Genomic DNA, 17982 nt, shown 5'->3' with positions numbered 1-17982 from the left:
GCCCTCGCGGGTCCCGTCGCTCTAGCCGACCGCCCAGGCGAGGATCTTGAGCGCGTCGTAGGCGCCCGCGCCGAAGTCGTCGGGCTGCTTGCCGTAGCGGTCCTGGTACTTCTTCACGAAGTCGCGCACCTCGGGACGCGGGTCACCGGGGTGGAAGCGCACGATCACCTGCGCGCCCTCGGTCGCCTCGCCGCCGAGCGCGAGGTACTGCGGCGAGTAGGCCGAACTGGGCAGCGCGATCTTCGCCTGCCCCAGGCCAACGTTCTTCGCCTGCTGCGTCAGCAGGGCGGCGGCCTGGTAGTAGGCGATGAACACGACCACGTCCGCGCCCGCGTCGCGGCCCTTGATCAGGCTGGGCCGGAAGTCGGCGCCGTCGGCCTGCACGGCCTCGCTGTGCACGATCTGGAAGCCCGCCTTCTTGGCGTGCTCCTCGTAGAGCTTCCAGGTCGTCTTGCCCCAGTCGGTGTTGATGTAGTACACCGCGTGCTTCTTGCCCAGCGAGTTCGCCAGTTCGGCGAGCTCGGGCGCGTGGTCCTGCTGGGTGGTCGAGGTGCTCCACATGTACTCGCCGCCCTTGGTGAAGTCCGGGTGGGAGTTGGTGAAGCCGAACTGGACGAGGTGCGCCTTCTCGTAGATCGGGGAGGCGGCCATCGAGGCGGGGCTGGCGAAGTCGCCGAGCTCGGCGAGCACGCGGTTGTCGCCCGCGAACTTCTGCGCGACCGGCACGGACTGCTTCTGGTCGGATTGGGTGTCCTCCCAGAGCAGCTCGATCTTCCTGCCCTTGACCCCGCCCGCGCCGTTGATCTCGTCGAGGGCGAGGTCGAAACCGGTTCGCCAGATCTTGCCGTACTCGGCCGAGGAACCCGACAGCGGCGCGGAGACGCCGAAGAAGATCGGTCCCTCCGCGGGGGCGGCGGCGGCCGTGGCCTGCTCGCCGGAGAGCCTGCCGCAGCTCGCGAGCACGGCGGCGGCGCCAACCCCGGCCGCGGCCACGAACAAACCACGTCTGCTGATCATCGTGCGCTTTCCTCACTGTGTTCCGGTGCCCGGACGACCGTTCCGGTGATGGTCTGGGGGTTGGTCAACAACGACAGGATCGGGCAAGCCCGCTCGACCGAGGCGAACAGCGCGTCGAGCTCGGCGTCACTGGCCGGGGATCCGATGTGGACGGTGTAGCTGATGTTCTGCGGCGACGGCGGCACGTCCTCGAACCCGGGGGTGCCCGCCTTGGGGTCGATGGTCGCGCTGACCTCGACCTCGATGGAGTCCAGGACGACCTCGGTGGCCGCGGCCTGGATCAGGAAGATGTGCGTCACGCAGCTGCCGAGCACGCCCAGCTGCAGCTCCGGCGAGCTGGGGCCCAGGTCGTAACCCGCGTAGTCCGGCGCGCTGTCGCTGAGCACCTGGTGGTCGCGGATCCGGATGCGGCGCACGCCGCTGCGGCCCTCGGCGGTGACCCGCGCGGTGGGGGTGATGACGTCGGCGGTGGCGATGCCGTCCTGCTTGGACAGCCAGGCGCGGCGCTTCTGGGCGAGGTAGTCCCGCAGTGAGCTCATGGTTCCTTCCCGGGTCAGTCGAATTCGTCGCGCGGGGCCGTGGCCACCGCGCGGGCGACGAGGTCGGCGAGCTCCTCGATGCGCGTCGGGTCGTCGGGCAGGTGGCTGGTGGCGATCCGGATGTGGTGCTCGGCGGGCGCGTCGATGTAGCAGCGGCTGCCCGCCGCGACCGACACGCCGAACCCGGCGAGGGCGACCATGGCCCGGGTCTCGTCCGGGACCGGCACCCACAACACCAGCCCGTCGCGGGCCTGCACGTCGATCCCGCGTTCGCGCAACGCGTCCGCCAGGGTCGTGCGGCGGTGGGCGTAGCGCTCCCTGGCTTGGCGCAGCAGCACACCGGTCGCCGGGTCGTTGATGAGGTACGCCTGCGCGTCCTGCAGGATGCGGCTCGCCCACACCAGGCCGAAACCGCGCTTGTGCCGCACCTGCTCGACGAGGTGTTCGGCACCCGCCACCACGCAGCTGCGCAGCTCCAGGCCGTACGCCTTGCAGTAGGAGCGGACCAGCAGCAGGCGCTCCGGCAGGTGCGCGCCGATGCTGGCCACCGGCGCGGACGCGAGCGGCCCCAGGTTGTCGTCCTCCACAATGGACACACTGGGCCTGCCGTCGAGGACGTCGGCGAGCTCGGCGGCGCGGGCAGCGGAAACGGTGTGCCCGAAGGGGATGTGCGCGCGGGGCTGGTAGACGAACGCCACCGGGTCGTGCGCCAACGCCTCGGCCAGCGCCGCCGGGATCGGTCCCTCCGCGTCGCACCGCACGCCGATCACCCGGATCCCGGACCGGCGCAACGTGTCCAGCACCCGCGGCGCGGTCGGCTCCTCCACCGCGACCAGCTCACCGGGGGCGGCGACCGCCTGGCTGGCCAACAACGTTCCCTCGTACCCACCCGCCACCACCGTCCACGCCTCCGGCGCGAACGGCCACGTCGTCGCCACGGCGGCGCGCAACCGCGGGGTGATGTAGTCGTGCTCGAAGCCGTTGAGCCGCTCGGTGCGCACCCCCGCCGCCACCGCGTCCGCCAACGGCGGCAACAGGGCCGGGTCGGGGAGCCCCTGTTCGAGGTCGACCGCCGCCCACCCGGGAAAGCAGTCCCGCGGCGTGGAATCCGGCGGCGCCAACGTGGTCGTCCCCCGCCTGCGATCGGTATCGATCAGGTGTTCAGCGCGCAACTGCCCCCACGAGTCGGCCACCGTCGCCGGGCTCACAGCCAACTCCCCGGCCAGCGCCCGCACCGTCGGCAACCGCGTCCCCGGCGGCAGCTCACCGTCCCTGATCAGCTCCCCAACAGCCACTGCGATCCCCCGAGCGGTCCGGTCCCGGATGCGCCCGACAAGCCAGTGCACCGGCGCGGTGTGGCTCATCCCTCGGCTCCCCAGTGATCACAGTGTGCGGACAAGCACGAACCGTAGCCGGCGAAAACACCCGGTCAAGGTCGTTTCACCTGGTGGCCGAACTGAACAAAAACCGCACAAACCAGGGCTCCTGTGGTCGGGTGTTCACCCGACGCCCGATCAGTTGGTCACCCGCGCACCCGGGCACGCTGGTCAGGCGAAAGCAGGGGCGGCTCAGCGCGGTGGCCATGTGTCGGCGCCGGGTGCTTGCAGTGCGGCGGGCTCGCGCGTATCAGTGCGGTGTGTCCGCGCCGGGTGCTTGCAGTGCGGTCAGCTCGATGCGGCGGACTTGTTGCGCGCGGGGTTCCTCTGGGACTCGCGTAGGGCCTCAAGCGGTGTGTCCGTGCCGGGGCTGGGGGTGCGCTTGGCTCGCTGCGAGGTCGCAGTGTGTCCGCGCTGGGGCTGGGAATGCGGTCGGCTCGATGGGGCGCGTATCCGTGTGGCCGCAGGTGGCTGGGAGTGCGGTCGGCTCGATGGCGCGAGGCGTCGGCGGGGTCTGCGGTGGTTGCTAGTGCGGTGGGCTCGATGGGGCGAACTTGTTTTGCGCGGGGCCCCTACAACACCCGACGCAGAACCGCAAAGCAGGGGCCCAAAAGCAGGCCCTGCCGCGTGGAAACGCTACGGGTGTTGTCCCCCCACGCAAACAAGTCCGCCCCATCGAGCAGTGGGGGGAGGTGGCGTTGGTGGGTGGTGAGGGTGGGGGTGGGGGCGGGACGTGAGAGGTGGGGCGGGGGTGAGGGTGAGAGCGGGAGGTGAGGGGTGAGGGTGAGCCCTCACGGGGCGGAAAGAGCGGATACAACCATCACTCAACCGTCCGATAGCGGTACGACATCGGCGTGAGCTGTTCGTCGCGCACGTCCCAGGGGTGGAACACCGTCCGGGTGCCGCCGCTCGCCAGGGGCTTGGTGCCGGTGCGGTCCAGGTGGATGTCGTGGATGACGATCAGCATGGAGTGGGGGTGCACGCGGCGCATCAGGTCCACTTCGTTCTTGGTGAGGATCACCTCGTCGCCGTTTGAGGTGGTGCCCTTGACCTCGACGTACAGGTGTTCGCCGGGGCGGGTGGCGTGGATGTCGTAGGAGTGGGTGGCACCCACGTCCTCGACCGCCCAGCCGAGGGCCACGAGGTACTCGGTGGCCAGGACCATGGCCTGGCGCTCGACGGCGGTCTTCTCGGGTTGGGTGAGGCCGCGGCCGGTCCGGCGCGGGCGGCCCGCGGCACGTTCGATCTCGATCAGCGCGTCGGCGACCTCAGGTGTCATGTGACCGGTGAGCTCAACAAAGACCGGCCTGTCGGTGAAGCGGACGCCCGGCAAAGTCACGAGCACGGCGCCGACGAAGGTGCTGCGGCCGCCGAGGACGTCCGGGGTTATCCGAACAGACCCGTGGGCGAACAGCAGGTCAATGCCGTGCTGGACATCCGCGACCGGCACAAGGGCGCCCCCTGGGGTTCGCCGAGTGCCCACCAGCACTTGGTCGCCCCGCAGCTCCAGCACCGCGTTTCCCAAGCCGGTGAAGGTGTCGATCGTTTGCCCTACCAGGCCGCGCAGCACCGTAGTGGCATCCGGCACACGTAAGTCATCGTCGTCGCGCACTGCGCAAGGTTCGCATGCCTACGTCGTGGTTCGGGCGCGATAGGCGGCAGTCTTGACTCGGTTTTGGCAGGCGGTGGAGCAGTAGCGGCGGGTGCCGTTGTGGGAGGTGTCTACGTAGACGCGGTCGCAGTGGGGGGCGGTGCAGACGCCTAGGCGGGTGGCGGCGGGGCTGCCTATTACTACCGAGAGGGCCGCGGCGCAGGTTCCGGCCCATTGGCCTGCGACGCCGCCGACAGTGCCTAGTTGGTGGACGTGCCAGGTGGGGTCGTCGTGGTGGCGGAGGAGGACCGGGCGGACTTGGTGATCGGCCATGACCTCGTTGACCAGGTGCGCGGCGTCGGCCAGGCCACCTGCTGCGGCGGCTGTGAAGACGCCGCGCAGGGTGGTGGCCGCGCCTGCCAGCCCGCCGGTGGCCGCCGAGGAGAGCAGGGTGAGGTCAGCCGCCCCCGCCGTGCGCAGGGCCTCGGTCACCGCCTCCCGCAGGGCGAGCCCGCTGAGCGGCACGTACACCCGGCCGCGCGCCGCACCCGGCGTCACGGCGTTCACCAGGTGGGCGGCCGCGCGGACCGGGCCGTCGTGGTGACTGTCGAATCGCACTTGACCAGTGACCTCCGCTCCGCGAGATTGGTGACTGTCATCGTAGTCCACAGCAGTCACGGAGGCACCGGTGCGCGAGCACGCCCAGTCCTGGATCGCCCGGTGGGACGCACAGCAGGAGTTCTACGTCCCCCACCGAGAAGCCCTGTTCACCGCCATCATCACCGCCGTCGAGGAGATCACCGGCCGACCGGACCCGGTCGTGCTCGACCTCGGCTGCGGCCCCGGCTCGCTGTCCACCAGACTCCTCGAGCGCATCCCCGGCGCCCAGGTCATCGGCGTCGACACCAACCCGCTGCTGTTCGCCCTCGCCCAGGCCGCCCACGCCGACACCCCCGGCCTCCGGTTCGTCTCGGCCGACCTCAGCCAGCCCGGCTGGTCCGACTTCCTCGACGGCCCGGTCGACGCCGCCGTCAGCTCGACCGCCCTGCACTGGCTGGCCGAGCCGCAGCTGCACACCGCCTACGCCGAGGTCCACTCCAGGCTGGCCCCGGGCGGGATCCTGCTCGACGGCGACCACCTCACCGCCGAGGACACCGCGCCCACCCTCGCCCGCGTCCACCGCGCCCTCGGCCGCGCCACCACCGAGCCCGAGCACGACTGGGAGCAGTGGTGGGACGCGATCGCCAAGGACCCCACCTTCGGCCACCACGTCGTCCCCCGCGCGGGCCACGACCCGCACACCGAGACCCAGGCCCTGTCCACCCACCTCAAAGCCCTGACCGCGGCCGGGTTCATCGAGATCGACACCATCTGGCAGCACGGCGACAGCCGCGTCCTCGCCGCGATCCGCTAGAAGACGTGTGAAGACCTGCTCCGTGGGCACCCCGGCCGGGTAACCGAGCGGATGAGGAGCACCATGGCGGAGCAGGACGCGCGACCCGACGGTGTCCAGGAGTTGGCCCGACTGGCGAAGGGGATCCGGATCGGGATGTTGACCACCCGTGACGAACACGGGCACCTGGTCAGCCGCCCGATGGCCCAGCAGGAGGTCGAGTTCGACGGGGACCTGTGGTTCTTCGCCGAACGCGGGTCGCGCAAGGTGGCCCACATCCGGACCACGCCCGACGTCGGCCTCACGCTGACCGACAACGACACCTGGATCTCCATCCACGGCCGAGCGGAACTCGTCGACGACCCGGCCGTGGCCGAGCGGTTGTGGAACAGCTGGGTGGCGGCGTGGCTGCCGCAGGGGCCAACCGACCCGTCGGTCGTGCTGATCAAGGTCTCCCCCGTGACCGCCGAGTACTGGGACACCCCGGGCGGCCGGATCGCCTCGGTCATCAGCTTCATCAAGGCCAAGGCGACCGGCACCCGCTACGAGGGCGGCGAGCACGACGTGGTGGAGTTCCCCGGGGCGGGCTCGTAGCCCCGGGACTCAGCCGGGTCCTCCGATCCCGCGACGGGTCGGGCTCGCTATCGTCGCGCCATGGTCAACGCCTTCTCCAGCAACAACATCCTGCTGACGATCATGGACACCCTCACCGGTGACAAGGTCGACTTGGCGCAGGCCAAGAAGGCGTTCAACGCCACGGCAGGCGACTTCCGGGCGAGGTTCACCGCGGCGGTGGCGGTCCTGCTGGCAGCGGACGCCGCCACCGAGGTGTTCATCGAGATCCCCGCGGACCCGGAGAACATGACCGAGGCCGACCTCGACAACCTGGTCCGACCGGTCGCCGGTCGCCACCTGCGCTCCTACCCCACCAAAGCAGAACTGCTGTCCCACCTGGAAAGCGTCCGGCTCCGCCAAGAGCAGCGCCCGGCCTGGATCCCGCGGACCGACGTGCTCGGCAATCCCCTATCGTCGCCAAGCGTAGAGCCGAACCGGCAGCTTGTGATCACCGCCTTACCCGAGGTCGGCCCGGTGACCGTCGAATTGCCCACCCGGCAAGAGGAGCGGCCCGAGCTGGCACCGGGCGGAATCGGCGAGTGGGAGAGCGCCCTGCTGACGCTGCTCCGGGTGACCGGGGAGACCTCGCCCGCCGAGGTCATCGAGGTCGACGCGGACGCTGTTAGCGCGCTCGTACCCGAAGAAGCCCGCTGGTGGCCGTCCGGTGAACCGAAACCGCTGACCGCCGCCGAGGATCCCGCCGTGGCAAGCGAACTGGTCGCCACCGCCACATCACTGGGTGGGATCGCGGTCCTCGACAACACTCCCGACGGCTACACGGCCCTCCTCGACGCTGTGGCCGCCGCGGGTGACTGGCGCTACAGCCCGCGGTGGCAACTGGAGATCTGGCTCCCCGGCGAGGACGTCACCGTGCTGACCACCGCGCGCGCCGCCGCTGCCGGGTGGGCGGACGAGCAGCGCGGCGGCCTGGTGATCTACGTGCACGGCGGCGCGTTGCACCCCGTCGAGGGTCTGCAGGGCGTCCCGGATCCCTTGCACAGCTACGTTCTGGTCGTGACCCGAGCGACCGGTGGCGCCGATTCCGTCGACACCGTTCACCGCATCACGCTGTCGTGCCCCGAAGACCGGTGCCGCCGAGGCGGCTGCCCGGACGCCGAATCCCCGGAGATCGATGCGGTGCTCTCGCTGGTTGTCACCGCGGCGGCCGCCGCGGAGACGGCCGCTGCAGGCGAGTGGGCCGAGGTATACGACCAGCTCTACGGCCACACCGCGGAACCGGAGTACCTCGACCGTGTTCTTGAACTCGCCACGGCGGTCCTCATGGGCGCTGGGTGGGTCGCGCTGGACGAATCGGTCTGGGACGGCGGGTTGGAGGAGGTGTTGCTCCGTCGAGGTGAGCATTGCCTGCACGTCGGGTACGACCCCGTCACGCGACAGGTCAGCCTGATGGACGGCAAGCACGAACTGGAGTTCACGCTGCAACTGCTCGCCGACGACGGCCTGCTCTCCAGCGAGAACCGGGTGGACCTCAGCGCGGGAGCGGTCGACCACTGGAGCGCTGACCTGCTCGCCGCGGCCGACGACCTGCTGCGCGGCGATCTCAAGGACCTGACCCGGCTCAGCCCACCCGTCCAGCTCAGCCTGCTGGGACTGCACCCGCTGGCCGATGGCTCCCTGCGCGGCCCCCTGGCGGAAACCTTGGTGCAGAACCAACTCATCGCCCTGTTCGCCGCCACCGGCCTACTGGCCGGGCTGGAGTCCACTGTGGCCTGAGGCGCGCGGCGGGGCCGCGCGCCTCAGTGCAACACCTGGGTCGAGCCACTAGCGCGGAATCGAGATGAACAGGATCGACAGGAACGGGGCGCCGCCGCGGTGTTCGGCGCGGGGGAAGACGACCTGACCCACTCCCCGGCAGGACGCGTTGGGGTAGAGCAGGGCGATGCGGTTGGTGTCGTTGACCGCACTGGTGGCGGGCACGCCGCCGTTCGTGATCACGCACTGGCGATCGGGCACGGCGGCGACCCGGTGGGTACCGGTCGCGCTGGTGTACCGGAAGGTCGGGTCTTCGGACTCGGCACGCGCGTCCTCGGCGCAGCCGCGGCCGGAGCCACCTTGGCGGATCCCGCTCGTTCTGCGGGTGTCGACCCATCCTTCGCGGTCACACGACTCGCCCGCGGGGCGGGTGTTGGTGATCTCGCCGGACCGGGGGCCGTCCTCAGCCACGGCCGCGGGCGCGACGATCCCGGTCGCTGTCGCCGCCAGCGCGGTGCTGACGAGGATGCGCGTTAGTCGACTCATGGGATGTTCCTCCTCTGGTTCCGTTACCTGTTCGGACACAAAGGAGGTAGCCCGACACGCCGAACATCGACCAAGTCCTACCCGATCGAGTGACCGACTGCGGTCAGCCGAGGACGAGCGGGAGGCGCGCGGCGAGGTCACCCAGCGTGGAGACCTCCTGGTCGGTGGGCACCCGGCGCCCGGTGCCGACCAGCAGCACGTCCTCGTCGGACATCGACTCGGGGAACGGGCTGCCCGCGATCTGTTCGAGGATCGTCCGGGCGGGCCCCAGGGCTGGCGGGCGGGGTATAGAGAGATCAGTGGGTGGGCGGGGTATAGATGGATCAGTTGGCGGGCGGGGTACAGAGAGATCAGCGGGCGGGTGGGGGGCAAGGAGATCAGTGGGCAGGTGGGCGATCAGGTCGAGGTGGTGCAGCGTCCACTCGAACGCGTACGCGGCCAGGTAGTCGTTGACGGTCAGGACCTCACCGCGGGTGCTGACCAGGTCGGTCGGGTCGGCGAACTCGGCGGCGCGGCCCGCGGCCGAGCCGACGTCGTCGAGGTGGGCCTTGAGCAGGCCGGGATCGCCGTACGCGGCGGCCAGCCGGGGGATCAGCGCGTCGAGCGGGTCGGCACCGGTCGGCGGGTCGACCAGCCGCCAGTACCCCGCCGCGTCGATGGTCGGCCCGGTCTCGGCGGGCGTGACCAGGGTGATCAGCACGTCTTGGGCGCCGATCACCAGGTGGCACACCAGGTCGCGGACGAGCCAGCCCTGGCAGCCGGACGGGCGGGCGAAGTCTTCATCCGAGAGGGCAGCGACGGCTTTGCGCAACGCGATCCAGGACAGTGCGAAGAGAGCCACGATCCCACGCTACTTCAAGATCCCTCTCCTATAGGCAGCGGCAACCGCGGAAGCACGGTCCGGGACTTCCAACTTCGCGTAGATGTGCAGCAGGTGAGTCTTGACCGTGGCTTCGCTGATGTGGAGCAGCGCGGCGGCATCTCGGTTGGTCCTGCCCTCGGCGATCAGGGCCAACACCTCGCGTTCGCGTGCACTGAGCTGAGCGACAAGAGGACGTTGTGGCCGGACCCTGCTTAGCAGCAGAGCGGCCACCGAAGGCGCGAGCACAGTCTCCCCACGAGCAGCAGCACGAACAGCGCGAAACAACTCCTCACGTGGGGCGTCCTTGAGCAGGTACCCGACGGCCCCAGCCTCAATAGCGGGTAGAACGTCGGAGTCAGTGTCATGGGTCGTCAGGACGAGGACCTTCACCTCCGGCGCGATGAGCCTGATCAGCGCCGCGCCACTGGGCTCAGGCATCCGTAGGTCCGTCAGCACCACATCAGGACTGGTAGCCCTAACAACCGCAAGTGCCTCTGTGCCACCGGCAGCCTCACCGACAACATCGAAGTCCGGCTGGGTACCCAGCATGCCGCGGAGGCCGTCGCGGACAACGGGGTGATCGTCGACAACCACCAACCGCAGGGGCGTCACTGCTCGACCCCGATCACCGGCACGGTGATGCTGACAGCCGCACCCACCCCAGGGGCGGACTCTATGTCCACCGAGCCCGACAGTGCCCGCACGCGCTGCCGCAACGCGGTTAGGCCAAACCCGCCAGCGGCGGCGACATCGAACCCGGTCCCGTCATCGCGCACATCCAGGATGATCACGTCCTCCATGTAGGACAGTGTGACGTCTACGCGGGTCGCATCAGCATGCCTACCCACGTTCGACAACGCCTCTTGCGCTGCCCGCAGCAGGGTCACCTCCACCTCCGAGTGCACCGGCAGCGGAGTTCCCGTGACAGTGAAAGCTGCAGCGATGTCGTACTGCTCCTGCCAAGTCCCCACAGTGTCACGAACCGCGTCACTAAGCCGAGCATCTTGGAGCGGACCAGGCCGTAGAGCCTCGATCGACCGCCGAACCTCGGTGAGGCTGCTGCGAGCCAGATCCCTAGCCACGGCGAGTCTGCCGCGCACAGGCAGGGGAACCAGGTCATCAACGGCCTCTAGCTGCGTGACAATGCCCGTAAGACCTTGCGCAACCGTGTCGTGGATCTCGCGGGCCAACCGGGCACGTTCCTCGGCGATCCCGGTCTCCCTCGCCTGCCGCACCAGCAGCGCGTGCAGCCGGGCGTTCTCCTCCGCCATGGCGACGAGTTCGCGGTTGGTCTCGCGGCGCCGGATCGTCTCCCGCTCCATCGCCCGGATCATGCCCCCGGTCAGCGCGACCAGCGGCGTCACCATCGCGAGGCTGAACAGCGTCGCCCGGGGGTCGCTGCCCTGCGCCACCAGCCACGGGACGTTCGCCGCGACCACCCCGACGTAGGCGGCCCAGCCGGGCAGCGTGACGAACGCGAGCAGGTAGCACCCCGGCACGAACAGCTGGAACGCGTCGCTGCGCAGCACCAGGACCGTGGTCAGGGCGAGCAGGCCGACGAAGTACACCGCCATCGCCGACCGCCGCTCCCCCAGCCGCGAGTGCGCGGCGATGAACAGCCCGTGCCACCCGCCGAGCACCGCGGCGATACCCAGCGTGACCAGCCGGTGCTCCCAGCCCACGTGGTCGAACACCGCCGAGGCCACCGCGGCGAGCACGAGCAGGCCGTACGGGGCGAGCACCCACACCAGGTCCCACCGCTGTTCGCGGCGCAGCCCGAGCTGGTCATCCATCGAGGTCACCGTGCCATTGTCCGGCTGCGGTAGGTCAGCCGTCGCAGCAGGACCTCGGCGGGTCCCCGCGCGCCCGCGCGGCGCAGCCGGTCGGCGAGCAGCACCGAGACCAGCCACGTGCCCAGGGCCACCAGCGCCACCTCGGCGCTACCCAGCGTCGCGCCGAGCCCGAGCGTGTACGGGGTCAGCAGCGCCACGAAGATCACCGACTGGAACAGGTAGCAGCTCAGCGACCGCTCCCCGCAGGCGGCGATGGCCCGCACCACCGGACCCTGGCGGTCCCCGACCCGGTTCGCGACGAGACCGATCAGCGCCGCGTACCCGAGGCCGCCTGCGAGCCCGGTCACCGCGTGCAGCGCGGAGATCGCCCACAGGGTCGCCAGACCGGTCGGCTCCCAGAGGTGGCCCACGGCGAGCCCGATCGGGAGGCCGCCCGCAACGGCCGTGGTCAGCCCGATGACCGCGGTGCGGACGAGGAGCGCGCGGTGCCGGGCCGGGTCGGTGAGCACGCCGCGCCGGGCCGCCCAGGTGCCGACCAGCGCGGCGGCCCCGACGCCGACCATGCCGATGGGGGTCATGAGCCATTCGAACGGGCGCATGGTCAGCGCCTCGACCGCGTTCTGGGTCTCGAAGGAGTGGAAGAACTCGCGGTCCCCGGTGACCGGCAGCATGTTCGCGGCCCCCTGGATCACGGCCACGACCAGCAACCACGCCCCGGCGGCGATGAGCAGGGTCCGGTCCTTCACCTTGGTCAGGCCGACCAGGACGAAGCCCAGGACGCCGTAGAGGCCGAGCACGTCGCCGGGGAACAGCAGCAGCGCGTGGACGAACCCGAACATGATCAGCCACCGGCTCCGGCGCCGCAGCACCCGCCTGGCGTCCCGCTCCGGCACCCCCGCAGCGCGGTGCCGCTGGAACACCTGCACGACGCCGTAGGCGAACAGGGCGGCGAACATCGGGTACGCGCGGGCGTCCACCAAGGTCACGTCGAGCACGCTGACGATCCGGTCGAGTGCGCCGGTCTCGACGACGTGCTGGCGGATGCCGTAGGGGCGGTCGTACAGGTAGTAGACGGAGTTGGCCAGCGCGATCAGGGCGAGCATCAGACCGCGCGCGAGGTCCGGGGCGAGCGAGCGTTCCCGACCGGAGACCGGCCGCACGCCAGCGGTGGCTTCGTTGAGCGACATGGTGCCAGCGTCGCGCTCGAGGACCGGGTGGCGAATCGGCGGTTCGACCGAGAGCGGGGGTCCACCGCTCGGGCGGCGACATCAACCAGATGGTTGATGCGCTTGGAGTTTGCTCCAGCTCCAGAAGTTTGCGGGGCTGGAATGCGTTGCCGTATATATGGTCCATTCGAACCTTGGGGGGATTCATGTCTGAAGCACGAGTGGCTTTGGTGACCGGTGGGGGCAGCGGGATCGGTGCCGCGACGGCGACGCAACTGTTGCGGCGCGGGTACCGGGTGACGATCACCGGGCGCACTGCGGAGAAGTTGCGGGCGTTCGCCGAGAGCCTCGGTGATCCCGCGGAACTGTTGGTGGTTCAGGGAGACGCCGCCGACCCGATGGCGGTGCGCGACGCGGTGGATCGGACGGTGAGCGCGTTCGGCAGGGTGGATTGCGTGGTGGCGAACGCGGGTTTCGCCGTCTTCGACGGTCTCGACGACGGCGACCCCACCGGCTGGCGGGACATGATCCTCACCAACGTCCTCGGCCCGGCAGCTTTGATCAACATCGCGCTGCCCGCCCTGCGCGCGACCAAGGGCCGGATCGTGCTCGTCGGCAGCGTCGCGGGCCACGTGCACTCCCCCGGCAACCTCTACGGCGCCACCAAGTGGGCCATCACCGGCCTGGCCGAGAACACCCGCCGCCTGGTCATCGACGACGGCATCGGCGTCACCCTGGTCTCCCCCGGCGCCACCCGCACCGATTTCTTCAACGCCATGCCCGGCGGGGTGCCCGACCGCGACTACCTGTCCGCGGAGAAACTGGGTGAGACGATCGTGTGGGCACTGACCCAACCGGAGGGCGTGGACGTGAACACCATCGTCATCCGCCCAACGGGCATGTTCATCTAGTGGCGCGAAGCGGCGGCGGTCGTCACCTTGATGTCGACCGCCGCCGTGGTTCCTCTGCGGGAGAGGAGAATGCGACCACCTCAGCCCGGTTTAGCGACCTCCGCGCCCACCGCCGCCGGGGCCACCCTGGCGGGAAGTGAACTCGCCTGCGGTGGCGGCGGCCACCTTGGTGAGTCCGTCGGTAGATCCGCCGGTCGAGTAGCTGGTGACCGTGCCTGCGGCTCCCGCATAGATGTCGTAGGACTGGCCAGCGGTGATTCCGTTGGCAGAGAAGACGATGAGTGATGTTGTCTTCGGCACCACATAGCGGCCGAGCACGGTTCCCGCGCTGTCGACGATCGCGACCTGCTGTCCCACTTGGACCGCTGTGGTCAGGGTTGCGGCGACCCAGCCCTGGGCGGAGTCCGTGCTGGGGACGGCGGCCATTCCCGCGCCGGACACGGCGATGAGGGTTCCGCCGCTGATCGGGAAGGCCCCATTGACGTCCAGAGCACCGTTGGCGCTGGCAGTGGGTCCGTCCACAATGGTGGTTCCACCGGTGATCGCGGCCGAGCCGTTGGAATCCAGGCCATCGCCGCCTGCGGTGACGTGGGTGGTGCCGCCGCTGATGGTGAGCAGGACGCCGGGCTGGGCCTGTTCGCCGCCGCCGGAGGTGGTGCCGCTGGTGGCGTTGAGGCCGTCGTCGGAGGCGGTGACGTCGACTGTGCCGCCCGCGATGGTGATGGTCGCGGCCTCCAAGCCCTCGGTCGACTTGGACACGGTCAGGGATCCGTCGGCGACGTTGATCGCGCCCACGGCGTCGGCGCCGTCGGATCCCGCGCTCACGGTGACGGTGCCGTTGTCGAGCTGGATCCAGCCAGGCTCGTCGGCGCTGTCGTTGTCGGACTTCAGGCCGTCGCCGCCTGCCTCTACTGTGACGGTGCCGCCCTCGATCACGAGGTAGTCCTTACCGCGGATACCGTCGTCCTTCGCGGTGACGTCAACTGTGCCGGACAGGACCACCAGGCCGTCCTTGCTGCCGATGCCGTCATTGCTCTCACCGGTGACGGCGAGCTCGCCGGTGCCCGCGATGGTCAGGTCCGCCATAGAGAACAGGGTCGCGGTCGGTGTGTCGGTGCCGTCGTCGTCGGCGCCGGATGCTGCGCTGTCGGACAGGGCGTTAGACGTCCCGTCGGCCAAGATGACCACCGCTTCGTCAGCTTCACTGACGACAACCGGCGAACTGGATGCCGAGGTGATGTCAACTCCGGCCAGAACGAGTCTTACCTTGCCTTCGTCGGGACTGTTGACGACTACCTGCCCGTCGGTGAGCTTGCCGGAGAAGATGTAGGTGCCCGGCGCTGCGATGGTGACGACGTCACCACTGACGCTCGCGCCGGTACCGCTAACAGCGGTAGCACCGTCGGCGAGCGTGAGAGTGGTGGCGCCGTCGGTGGAGTAGTCGCCATCGTTGGCATCGGCGTGGGTGGCCGCGGGTGCGGCGAAGACAGCCGCCTCCGCGGTTCCCGAGGTGGATGTCGAGGCGGTTGTGGAACCGCAGGCGGTCACGAACGCGAGCACCGCGGCGGTCACGAAGGCGCCGACCTTGCGGCCGAGCGAGGTCTTGGTCATCGGCGGATCCCGTTTCGTCAGGCAGCCCGAAGGCCGAAGTGGTGGCGAGTGGCGCGGTGCCACTTGAGGTGGGGCAGGTCGGGGTGCAGCGCGACCATGCCGACGCCGTACTTGGAGATGCGTTCGGGGCGCAGGCCGCGTGACCACAGCAGCCGGTCCACCGCGCTCGGCGTCGACCCGCACTTGGTCTCGACGAGCACCAACTCCGGTCGGGCCAGCTCCCGGGCGTTCGCCAGCGACGTCCACCCCAGGTCGACGTCCACCGTGACCCGGGCGCCGTCGCGCGGCAGGAACAGCGTGCGGCGGCGGTACCCGGTGACCAGGACCGGCCGCAGGTGCCGGGTGACCTCGGCACCGACGATGCCCGCCACGAACTCCCGCCCCTCGCCCGTCAGCCGGTCGTCGGGGTGGGCGATGCGCTGCTTGACCGTCCGCCCCCGCGCCGCGAGCGTCTTCACCTCCAGCCACGACGAGCCGGAGTCGAGGTAGGTGCGGGTGCGGACCTTCCAGCGCCGCCTGCGCGAGCACCCCGACGTGTGGAAACTCTGCCGATCCGGCGTGTCGAGGTAGGTCGACCGGTACCCGAACTCCCGCCTGCCGTCGATGTCCAGCACGCGGGTGCCCGCGGGCAGCGCGCTCAGCAGCGCCTCGGCGGCGGGCACGGAGAGGACGTACTTGCGGTCCACCCTGGTCAGCAGCTCGGCCCGCTCGACGAGCTCGTCGAGCCAGATCGGTTCCAGCGCCATCATCGCCGCACCGCCGGTTCCCGGACCCCGGGCAGGTACCGCACGTCCACCAGGGTCGTGTCGTTGACGATGTCGACCCGCACGACCTTGACGGTCACGACCGTGCCGCCGAACAGGGCTTCCAGGTGCGCCACCAGCGCGCCGTGGTCGGTGTAGGCGTGGTCGAGCAGCACCTGCTGACCGCGCGGCCGCCGCCCCAACCACGCGCTGTCCCCGATCCCCACCGCGGCCAGCACACCGACCATGAGCGCGACGTCCACCCAGTCCGGGGTCTGGTCGAGCCCACCGAGCAGGCCGAGGGTGAGCGCGGCAAAGTAGTAGGCGATCTCGTGCTGGGCCAGCTCCTCCGACCGCAGCCGGATGATCGACAGGATCCCGAACAGGCCGAGCCCGAGCCCGGCCCCGATCGCGGAGGTCGTCAACGCGGCGGACACGGTGAGCACCCCGATGTTCGCCGTGAGGAACGCGACGATCAGGTCCGACCGCCGGTGCCGGGGCAGGTAGAGGCCGAACACCAGGACACCGATGGCGACCAGGTCGGCGGCATAGAGCGCGTACGTGGGCATCGAGGCGAACTCCAGACGGACGTGGGATGAACAGCTCCCAGTACGCCCGACCCGGATGTGCGGACCTCCTGATCCCCCTGTGGACCCGCTGTGAGGCCTGGACCGCCGCCCGCGACCGACTTGTCCGCGATCGACTGACGCCCCGGGTTGTGGTGGCGCCCGGGGGCGAGCGCCACCACAAACGACCTATCCGGCGTAGGTGGTGAAGGTGAGGTCAGCGTTGGCCGTGCCGGACACCCACTGGTTGAGGGTGCTCGTGGCCTGTCCGCAGTCGCGGAACGGGGGGATGGTGAAGGTGCCCGTGACCCTGTTGGGCGTTCCGTTGAACTTGAAGTCCGGACCAGAGGTCAGCGGTAGATCTACCACCGTCGAGCAGTTCGGGGTGATGAAGGTGCGGTTGCCGATGGTGATCCGCGGGACGGTCACCTTCTGCCGGGTCCGCACAGTGAAGATCCCGCCCTGGTAAGCGCCGGTAGCCGCTGCGACGGGGGTGAACTCGACGCGGGCGGAGCCGTAGGTGCTAAGGCGGACCTGGGTGGGGTTGAAGGTCAGGTTGGACGTATGGGTGGACGGTGCCAATTCGAGCTTGGTGGCCTGTTCACCCAAGACGCTCACGGACGTGCCTCTTACGCCGACAGAGCCGCTTACGTCGAAGTAGTGGTACGCGAAGAAGTCGCTGGTACGGATCGGAAAGACCTCACTGCGACGCTCACCGCCCATGTCGACGGCTTTCACGCGTACGTAGTAGGTGGTGTTGGGCTTGAGCCCGGTGATGGTGCCGGTGGTGGTCCCGGCGCCGATGAGCCGGACGGTGGGGACCTCGTCGACGATGATGTCGTAGCCCAGGGGCGGCCCCATCAGGCCGCGGGTGGGGTCCCACGACACGGTGATGCTGTCGGTGGTGATGGCGCTGAACTTGAGGTTGCGCGGCGCCGGGTGGTACTCGGCGATGATCGAGTTCGTGCGGATCGACATCCACCGGTGCGGCGCGGCGACGGCGCACTCGGTGTTGACCCCACCCCGCACGACCGGGGACGTGTCGGCGCGGCGCGGCTCCAGGTTCACCCGCAGACCGGTGACGTCCACGTCGTTGGTGCCGACGAGGTAGCTGGAGTACAGCGGCGAGGTGTAGCCGACCACGTCGGCGACCAGGTCGCGGCCCGGGGTCAGCGTGGTCGACCCCAGGTGCAGCGAGGTGACCGTCTGGGCGTTGTACGTGCCGCTGATCGCCACCTGCAGGCCCACATGCGCGGTGACGGTCGTGGCACCACGCGCGATCAGCGCGTCGACGGCCGAGGCGGGCACCGTGGCGGTGCCGGTGATCCGCCGCATCTCCGCGCCGGGGCTGACCAGCGCCGGGATCTCCACATCCGCGCTGACGGCGACCCGGACCGAACCCACGAGGGGATCGGCACACCGCGCCGTCACGTCCAGCGCCACCACCTGGGCGGCCGCGGGCACCGCGACAACCACAGCCAAACCAACCGCCGCCACCACGGCAGCGGCCATTCTCCTTGTGCGCACGGCTATCCATTCG

Annotated in this window: 18 protein-coding genes; 4 read left to right on the top strand and 14 right to left on the bottom strand. The window is 69.9% G+C overall.

Annotated features, from left to right (window positions below; all coding sequences use genetic code 11):
- Nucleotides 1-21: 21 nt before the first annotated feature.
- The 5 genes from LV75_RS12345 to LV75_RS35480 form a co-directional block, all read right to left on the bottom strand.
- Nucleotides 22-1017: an ABC transporter substrate-binding protein gene (locus LV75_RS12345; protein ID WP_253886994.1), complete on the bottom strand. Its 996-nt coding sequence runs from the start codon at nucleotides 1015-1017 to the stop codon at nucleotides 22-24.
- Complete coding sequence (locus tag LV75_RS12340) at nucleotides 1014-1556, bottom strand: OsmC family protein (RefSeq protein WP_253886993.1); 543 nt, start codon at nucleotides 1554-1556, stop codon at nucleotides 1014-1016. Before LV75_RS12340 ends, LV75_RS12345 begins: the two co-directional genes overlap by 4 nt.
- Nucleotides 1557-1570: 14 nt before the next feature.
- Nucleotides 1571-2920 (bottom strand): aminotransferase class I/II-fold pyridoxal phosphate-dependent enzyme, encoded by a 1350-nt coding sequence (locus tag LV75_RS12335; RefSeq protein WP_253886991.1) that lies wholly within the window; start codon nucleotides 2918-2920, stop codon nucleotides 1571-1573.
- A gap of 832 nt (nucleotides 2921-3752) precedes the next feature.
- Nucleotides 3753-4544 carry a protein NO VEIN domain-containing protein gene (locus tag LV75_RS35485; RefSeq protein ID WP_253886990.1) on the bottom strand — a complete coding sequence of 264 codons (792 nt, stop codon included), beginning with the start codon at nucleotides 4542-4544 and terminating at the stop codon, nucleotides 3753-3755.
- Nucleotides 4545-4562: 18 nt separating this feature from the next.
- On the bottom strand, nucleotides 4563-5141 hold the full coding sequence (locus tag LV75_RS35480) for a CGNR zinc finger domain-containing protein (protein WP_253886989.1): 579 nt from the start codon (nucleotides 5139-5141) through the stop codon (nucleotides 4563-4565).
- Between the two features lie 70 nt (nucleotides 5142-5211).
- On the opposite strand from LV75_RS35480, the gene LV75_RS12320 reads away from it, so the two are divergent.
- From LV75_RS12320 to LV75_RS12310, 3 genes are all read left to right on the top strand, one after another.
- On the top strand, nucleotides 5212-5937 hold the full coding sequence (locus LV75_RS12320; RefSeq protein ID WP_253886988.1) for a class I SAM-dependent methyltransferase: 726 nt from the start codon (nucleotides 5212-5214) through the stop codon (nucleotides 5935-5937).
- Between the two features lie 63 nt (nucleotides 5938-6000).
- The gene (locus LV75_RS12315) at nucleotides 6001-6510 is read left to right on the top strand and encodes a pyridoxamine 5'-phosphate oxidase family protein (protein ID WP_253886987.1); all 510 of its coding nucleotides are present in this window, start codon (nucleotides 6001-6003) and stop codon (nucleotides 6508-6510) included.
- Between the two features lie 60 nt (nucleotides 6511-6570).
- The gene (locus LV75_RS12310) at nucleotides 6571-8265 is read left to right on the top strand and encodes a hypothetical protein (protein WP_253886986.1); all 1695 of its coding nucleotides are present in this window, start codon (nucleotides 6571-6573) and stop codon (nucleotides 8263-8265) included.
- 48 nt (nucleotides 8266-8313) lie between these two features.
- Here LV75_RS12310 and LV75_RS12305 read toward each other — a convergent pair whose 3' ends face one another.
- From LV75_RS12305 to LV75_RS12285, 5 genes are all read right to left on the bottom strand, one after another.
- Nucleotides 8314-8790 (bottom strand): hypothetical protein, encoded by a 477-nt coding sequence (locus LV75_RS12305; RefSeq protein WP_253886985.1) that lies wholly within the window; start codon nucleotides 8788-8790, stop codon nucleotides 8314-8316.
- A gap of 103 nt (nucleotides 8791-8893) precedes the next feature.
- Nucleotides 8894-9631 (bottom strand): maleylpyruvate isomerase N-terminal domain-containing protein, encoded by a 738-nt coding sequence (locus LV75_RS12300; protein ID WP_253886984.1) that lies wholly within the window; start codon nucleotides 9629-9631, stop codon nucleotides 8894-8896.
- 9 nt (nucleotides 9632-9640) lie between these two features.
- Nucleotides 9641-10264: a response regulator gene (locus tag LV75_RS12295; protein ID WP_308210932.1), complete on the bottom strand. Its 624-nt coding sequence runs from the start codon at nucleotides 10262-10264 to the stop codon at nucleotides 9641-9643.
- Nucleotides 10261-11445: a sensor histidine kinase gene (locus LV75_RS12290; RefSeq protein ID WP_253886983.1), complete on the bottom strand. Its 1185-nt coding sequence runs from the start codon at nucleotides 11443-11445 to the stop codon at nucleotides 10261-10263. The genes LV75_RS12295 and LV75_RS12290 overlap by 4 nt, the downstream gene beginning before the upstream one ends.
- Nucleotides 11446-11450: 5 nt before the next feature.
- Entirely contained in the window at nucleotides 11451-12632 is a 1182-nt protein-coding gene (locus tag LV75_RS12285) for a DUF418 domain-containing protein (protein WP_253886982.1), read from the bottom strand.
- A 185-nt stretch (nucleotides 12633-12817) separates the two neighbouring features.
- On the opposite strand from LV75_RS12285, the gene LV75_RS12280 reads away from it, so the two are divergent.
- Nucleotides 12818-13522, top strand: coding sequence for an SDR family oxidoreductase (locus tag LV75_RS12280; RefSeq protein ID WP_253886981.1), 705 nt, complete (start codon nucleotides 12818-12820; stop codon nucleotides 13520-13522).
- A 90-nt stretch (nucleotides 13523-13612) separates the two neighbouring features.
- On the opposite strand, the gene LV75_RS12275 is transcribed toward LV75_RS12280, so the two are convergent.
- The 4 genes from LV75_RS12275 to LV75_RS35475 all read right to left on the bottom strand — a co-directional run bounded on the left by LV75_RS12275 (nucleotide 13613) and on the right by LV75_RS35475 (nucleotide 17969).
- A complete protein-coding gene (locus LV75_RS12275; RefSeq protein WP_253886980.1) occupies nucleotides 13613-15133 on the bottom strand; it encodes a carbohydrate-binding domain-containing protein in 1521 nt (506 codons plus the stop codon).
- Nucleotides 15134-15150: 17 nt separating this feature from the next.
- Nucleotides 15151-15882, bottom strand: coding sequence for a polyphosphate polymerase domain-containing protein (locus tag LV75_RS12270; protein ID WP_253886979.1), 732 nt, complete (start codon nucleotides 15880-15882; stop codon nucleotides 15151-15153).
- Entirely contained in the window at nucleotides 15879-16445 is a 567-nt protein-coding gene (locus LV75_RS12265) for a DUF4956 domain-containing protein (protein WP_253886978.1), read from the bottom strand. Before LV75_RS12265 ends, LV75_RS12270 begins: the two co-directional genes overlap by 4 nt.
- Nucleotides 16446-16631: 186 nt before the next feature.
- Entirely contained in the window at nucleotides 16632-17969 is a 1338-nt protein-coding gene (locus LV75_RS35475) for a fibronectin type III domain-containing protein (RefSeq protein ID WP_253886977.1), read from the bottom strand.
- Between the last annotated feature and the right edge of the window lie 13 nt (nucleotides 17970-17982).

The organism is Actinokineospora diospyrosa (assembly GCF_024171925.1).
Classification (GTDB): domain Bacteria; phylum Actinomycetota; class Actinomycetes; order Mycobacteriales; family Pseudonocardiaceae; genus Actinokineospora; species Actinokineospora diospyrosa.
The sequence above is the reverse complement of the archived record's forward strand: the minus strand, read 5'-3'. Positions and strand labels throughout refer to the sequence as shown.

Bases quoted from the DNA above. Each gene is read 5' to 3' on its own strand.
- LV75_RS12290 (WP_253886983.1), bottom strand. From the start codon at position 11,445: ATGGATGACCAGCTCGGGCTGCGCCGCGAACAGCGGTGGGACCTGGTG.
- LV75_RS12335 (WP_253886991.1), bottom strand. From the start codon at position 2,920: ATGAGCCACACCGCGCCGGTGCACTGGCTTGTCGGGCGCATCCGGGAC.
- LV75_RS12285 (WP_253886982.1), bottom strand. From the start codon at position 12,632: ATGTCGCTCAACGAAGCCACCGCTGGCGTGCGGCCGGTCTCCGGTCGG.
- LV75_RS12305 (WP_253886985.1), bottom strand. From the start codon at position 8,790: ATGAGTCGACTAACGCGCATCCTCGTCAGCACCGCGCTGGCGGCGACA.
- LV75_RS12345 (WP_253886994.1), bottom strand. From the start codon at position 1,017: ATGATCAGCAGACGTGGTTTGTTCGTGGCCGCGGCCGGGGTTGGCGCC.
- LV75_RS12280 (WP_253886981.1), top strand. From the start codon at position 12,818: ATGTCTGAAGCACGAGTGGCTTTGGTGACCGGTGGGGGCAGCGGGATC.
- LV75_RS12270 (WP_253886979.1), bottom strand. From the start codon at position 15,882: ATGATGGCGCTGGAACCGATCTGGCTCGACGAGCTCGTCGAGCGGGCC.
- LV75_RS12315 (WP_253886987.1), top strand. From the start codon at position 6,001: ATGGCGGAGCAGGACGCGCGACCCGACGGTGTCCAGGAGTTGGCCCGA.
- LV75_RS12310 (WP_253886986.1), top strand. From the start codon at position 6,571: ATGGTCAACGCCTTCTCCAGCAACAACATCCTGCTGACGATCATGGAC.
- LV75_RS12265 (WP_253886978.1), bottom strand. From the start codon at position 16,445: ATGCCCACGTACGCGCTCTATGCCGCCGACCTGGTCGCCATCGGTGTC.
- LV75_RS12340 (WP_253886993.1), bottom strand. From the start codon at position 1,556: ATGAGCTCACTGCGGGACTACCTCGCCCAGAAGCGCCGCGCCTGGCTG.
- LV75_RS12275 (WP_253886980.1), bottom strand. From the start codon at position 15,133: ATGACCAAGACCTCGCTCGGCCGCAAGGTCGGCGCCTTCGTGACCGCC.